Consider the following 1,704-nt stretch of genomic DNA (forward strand, 5'->3'; position numbering starts at 1 on the left):
AGTGCGTTGTGGCAAAGGGAGTCCCTGTTCGATGAGCAGGGGCTTCTTCGTGTGTGGGGCATGACCGCGACGGGGTAGGGGCAGGCAGCGGACGGCTTGTTGTGGATCGAGGAGGGTGCGATGCCGTCGGTGCTGGGGTTGATGGAACAGCGTGAGGCGCGGGCGAGGCAGGATCTGGAGTCCTGGACGGAGGTCCTGGAGCAGGCCCAGGCGGAGGTGGATGCCGCGCGGGAACGGGTCGAGCGGGCCCGGGTGGGGTGTGAGGAGCTCGTGTCGGTGCTGGCCGAGGAGAGGCCGGTGATTACGCCGGTTTCCGTGCCGTCCGGTGGTGAGATGGTTGCTGCCGTGGGATCGGGCGGCTCCGGCGCGGGGCATGGCGAGAGGCCGCCGGTGTGGCGGTCGGGCATGGGTGAGCAGGTGCTCGGCGGCCTGTATCGGGAGGTGTTCGCCGCGGTGGTGGCTGCTGCGGGGCCGGTGAACGGAGTGGAGCTGACGCGGGCGGTGGGCCGGGAAGCGGAGATCAAGAACGAGGTGGAGAAAATCCGGCACCGTGCCTACGTGCTGGAGAGGCGGGGCTGGCTGGTGCGGGCGAAGGACGGACGGTTCATGCCCGTGTCCGGGGCAGTCGGCCGGGACGCTTCTCCGGCCAGCGCGGAGCGTCTGCGGCCAGGCGCCGGGACAGCCTGATCACAGCGGCCCACCACACCATCTGCTGGTGATGGTCGGCACGGCGTTCGTGGTCGCGGTTGAGGCGGCGTGAGCGGGAGAGCCAGCTCAGCGTTCGCTCCACCACCCACCTGCGGGCCAGTACGACAAATCCGCGCTGCCTGTCGGATCGGCGCACGACCTCGACCCGGACCCCGTGGCGGGCGAACGCCTTCGCCAGCGCCGGACCCTGGTAGGCGCTGTCGACCCACACCAGTTTCAGCAGCCGGCCCGGCTGGTCCATGAATGTCTCCAGCAGCGCGGGGGCGGCCTTGGAGTCGTGGACGTCCGCCGGGGTCACGGTGACCTCCAGGAGCAGGCCCTCGGTGTCGGTCAGGACGTGGCGCTTGCGCCCGTCACGTGATTTACCGCCGTCGTATCCGCGGCTGTCCTCGCCGACGGTCTCGGAGGCGTCCACCGACTGACTGTCGATGATCCCGGCACTGGGCTCGGTATTGCGGCCTGCACGCTCCCTCGCCGTGCGGCGCAGGCGCTCGTGCAGTTCCCGCACGTAGTCGCAGGCCCGCCAGCGGCGGAAGAAGTCGTAGACCGCCCGCCAGTACGGGAAGTCGACCGGGACGGCCATCCACTTCACGCCGTTGTCGACGAGGTAGCGCACAGCGTCGAGCATCTCTCGGTGGCAGTGTGCCTCCGGGCGCCCACCTCGGTTGAGCAGCCAGGCCGGTACCGGCATCGCGGAGCGGACCTCGGCCCATTCTGCGTCCGTCATGTCACTCGGATAGCACCGCGCCCGCTGTCCCGGAGCGATCGAACCGAACCTGTGCACGTAGCAGTCACACCCATGGGTGACCGCGGTGGACGCATGCACAGGGATACTGCTCAACTGATGAGGCAACGGGCTTCCTTGGTCGTGCTGGTGTCGTAACCGCGTCACTACCAAGGGGCCCGTTCTCTCATGCCCGCGACTACACCCGAACCTCCGTCCAGGCGATCACCCATTGCCACTCGAACAAGATTCGGTTTGCCACAACGCACTGA

At 68.5% G+C, this 1,704-nt stretch carries 2 protein-coding genes; one reads left to right on the forward strand and one right to left on the reverse strand.

What is annotated here, in order from left to right:
- Window positions 1–120 precede the first annotated feature (120 nt).
- The gene (locus AB0I68_RS39030; RefSeq protein ID WP_363182199.1) at window positions 121–687 is read left to right on the forward strand and encodes a hypothetical protein; all 567 of its coding nucleotides are present in this window, start codon (window positions 121–123) and stop codon (window positions 685–687) included.
- Here the strand turns inward: AB0I68_RS39030 and AB0I68_RS39035 are convergent.
- Window positions 605–1,435 carry an IS5 family transposase gene (locus tag AB0I68_RS39035; protein WP_363182200.1) on the reverse strand — a complete coding sequence of 277 codons (831 nt, stop codon included), beginning with the start codon at window positions 1,433–1,435 and terminating at the stop codon, window positions 605–607. The genes AB0I68_RS39030 and AB0I68_RS39035 overlap by 83 nt on opposite strands.
- Window positions 1,436–1,704: the final 269 nt, after the last annotated feature.

Origin of the sequence: Streptomyces sp. NPDC050448 (assembly GCF_040655295.1) — a bacterium.
In the GTDB taxonomy this organism is placed as follows: domain Bacteria; phylum Actinomycetota; class Actinomycetes; order Streptomycetales; family Streptomycetaceae; genus Streptomyces.

Excerpts from the sequence above, each read along its gene's own strand:
- AB0I68_RS39030 (WP_363182199.1), top strand. The coding sequence starts at position 121 with ATGCCGTCGGTGCTGGGGTTGATGGAACAGCGTGAGGCGCGGGCGAGG.
- AB0I68_RS39035 (WP_363182200.1), bottom strand. The coding sequence starts at position 1,435 with ATGACGGACGCAGAATGGGCCGAGGTCCGCTCCGCGATGCCGGTACCG.